General features: G+C 44.8%; 3 protein-coding genes. 1 reads left to right on the top strand and 2 read right to left on the bottom strand.

Features of this window, described 5'->3' with window-relative positions; translation table 11 throughout:
* Positions 1–332: 332 nt before the first annotated feature.
* Together H6G97_RS49255 and H6G97_RS49250 are read right to left on the bottom strand one after the other, a co-directional pair.
* The gene (locus H6G97_RS49255; protein ID WP_190947538.1) at positions 333–686 is read right to left on the bottom strand and encodes a hypothetical protein; all 354 of its coding nucleotides are present in this window, start codon (positions 684–686) and stop codon (positions 333–335) included.
* A 222-nt stretch (positions 687–908) separates the two neighbouring features.
* On the bottom strand, positions 909–1,406 hold the full coding sequence (locus tag H6G97_RS49250; RefSeq protein ID WP_190947537.1) for a DUF1392 family protein: 498 nt from the start codon (positions 1,404–1,406) through the stop codon (positions 909–911).
* Positions 1,407–1,570: 164 nt separating this feature from the next.
* Between H6G97_RS49250 and dinB the strand changes: the two genes are divergently transcribed.
* Complete coding sequence (gene dinB, locus H6G97_RS49245; protein WP_190947536.1) at positions 1,571–2,629, top strand: DNA polymerase IV; 1,059 nt, start codon at positions 1,571–1,573, stop codon at positions 2,627–2,629.
* Positions 2,630–2,802 lie beyond the last annotated feature (173 nt).

Here is a 2,802-nt window from a genome sequence, read left to right as displayed (position 1 = left end):
GTTATCTGTTGAGGCAAGCAGGGGGAGCAGGGGGAGAAGAGAAGCAGGGGGAGAGAAATTACTTAATAACTCTCTTTCCTCCCCTGCCTCAAGAGCTTATCCGAACCGTATTGAGTACCGAATGGCACGAAGATTCATGTGAAACGTCCTTGCTGGCAGGGTATTGGGGGTAGTGTTCCAGACAATTAAATGCGAATGCGTCAAAAAGTTCAACATCTTCTTAGTTCCCTACACCCAAATCTGCAACCCCACACCCTTTCATCCGGTAATACCAGGGATTTACGCTTTTCAAGCGTGCCATTCTTGTGAGTACCCAAAGATTCAACTGTAGATTATTCCGTTGTAAAGAGCATGGTTTGGGCAACTGCACCTTTATCACTGTTGGTTGAATTGTGACGTGGTTGACTCAGTAGCATTATGAGTGTAAAATTTTTAAAGAGTATATCAGTAATAGTTAAGGTATCGGTTAGACCGATACCATTATTTAATTGTGTAAGTCTAGAATCATTTTGTGATCCAATTGTGGACATTTGATTAGCTGTTGGAACTTCCCCACCCCACAATTCTGGTAGCCATCGCCTGATCGCCTTCTGCCCGACGATATGCCTGTGACAGAAATCCCCGATCTTCAAAAGAACACAACAAGGTAATATCTGCACAAGAAAAGCTGCTGCTTCCGTATCCAAAGCTTAATCATCTGCTGCCGCTCCTGAAGAACCAGCAGAAACCAACGCTCGTACTCTTTTTTCAGCTTCGGTATCCTGATCTGATGCTTTCCACCACTTTAAAAGTTCAGGAGTGAGAGCAAACAGAGGTAGGTGCTTACCCTTCCAATTTTGGGGAGGATACAGGGAGATTGAGATGCTTTCGCCTCGGATGAGAGCCAGGATAGAATGAGGTGTACACTGTCATAATCGTACCCGCTCCAAGTCATAGTCACTCACCCGCGTGATGGAATCTCTAGAGGTAAAAACCTCGTCACCCTTTTCCGATATAGTAGGGGAGATCCATTCGATGCTGTAGAACCAGCAATCGTTAATCAGTTGAATACCTTGGACTATGCGGATCGGTGGCCCATCACCGTGAAATCGAAACTCGACCAACTCACCCAGGCGAAAAACGGGTTTTTCTTGGGGCAGCGATGGCTGCGCCAACGCCAAGGGCGAACGCAAATTACCTGTACCAATAAGTTCACTACCCCAAACAGTAATATTGTCATTGCAAGTATTGATTTCGTATTTCCAGCCTTGCGGCGACCATTCGACACCACAGCAGTAACCAAATGCTTTGACAGACTTCACGTAGTACACCCGTTCAAGAAAACTTACTAGCAACGGCGGGATTCGTTGACCCCAAGGTGGGGAGATGTACCAGCACTGTTCTAAGCTTTGGACAAGATTAGTCATACGCTCGCTCCTTTTAACTGACATGAATAATTGAGTCGCAAAACTCAGAGGTACGGAACAATGGTATTTGAACCAAGCAGTACTAATGTACTATATAGCTAGTAATATAGTATTTTATTAAGCGCCAGTTAGCCTAAATTTCTAATGCTTCACTCTGCTTTCAAGTGAGAAAGATAATTCACGTAGACATGGATGCCTTCTATGCATCGGTAGAACAGAGGGACAACCCTAGCTACCGAGGAAAACCGTTAGTCGTCGGTGGCAGCCCGAATCAGCGAGGCGTGGTTGCCGCCGCCAGTTATGAAGCTCGTAAGTTTGGGATTCACTCCGCGATGCCATCAGTAACAGCAATTGCCAAATGTCCTGGGCTTATCTTTGTCAGACCAAGATTTGACGTTTACCGAGAAATTTCCACTTCAATCCACGCCATATTCAAACGCTATACTAACTTGGTGGAAGGAGTTGCACTAGATGAAGCATATTTGGACGTTACTGAGAATAAGCAAAACATCACCTACGCTTCTACGATCGCAAGACATATCAAAACTGCGATTTTCCAGGAAACTCAGTTGACAGCAACCGCAGGTGTGTCAATTAACAAGTTTCTTGCAAAAATGGCATCAGGGCAGAACAAGCCCAACGGACTGACGGTTATTTTACCGGAGGATGCGATCGCCTTTGTAGAGAAGCTACCAATTGAGAAGTTCCACGGCATTGGAGAAGTTACAGCAGCGAAAATGCACTCGCTCGGCATTCATACTGGCGCAGATTTGAAGGAGCGTTCGTCTCTGACGTTGCCGCAGGCATCGCTGACTGACCTAACACACCACTTTGGTAAAGCTGGTCATTATTACTACAAGATTGCCAGGGCAGAAGATGATCGACCAGTAGAGGCGAATCGGGTTCGTAAGTCCATCGGTGCAGAAACTTCGTTTGCAAGTGATTTAAGCGATGTCGGTCAGATGTTGCAAGAACTCGAACAGATTGCCCAAATTGTCGAGCAACGGTTAGAGCAGCACGAAACGCGGGGTCGCACATTAACTCTGAAAGTCAAGTTTTCTGACTATCAGCAACTAACCCGCAGTAAGACAATCCTTGCTCCTATCAGTGAATTGGATACGATTTTTGAGATAGCCAAAACACTGTTTGAGTCGATTGATTTGGAAAACCGCAATATTAGGTTGCTGGGCATTTCCTTATCCAATTTGGATAACGCCAAATAAACCCAAGTAATTCAATTGCCGCTATTTCAAAATGCAGGCATTATATTTTAGCGTGAGTGCAGCTTACACTTGTGTGTCTGAACTATCTCTCAATTCTTGTTGTAATTGGGATAGTTGATTTTTTAATGCTTCACCAGTGTGAATATGGCTGAAATTCTTTCACTCTACATTTG

The sequence above is a fragment of the Nostoc flagelliforme FACHB-838 genome (assembly GCF_014698065.1).
GTDB lineage: Bacteria > Cyanobacteriota > Cyanobacteriia > Cyanobacteriales > Nostocaceae > Nostoc > Nostoc flagelliforme_B.
This window is presented reverse-complemented; position numbering and strand designations above follow the sequence as displayed.

What these genes read in the sequence shown, in the direction of transcription:
- H6G97_RS49250 (WP_190947537.1), bottom strand. Translation starts at nt 1,406, where the DNA reads ATGACTAATCTTGTCCAAAGCTTAGAACAGTGCTGGTACATCTCCCCA.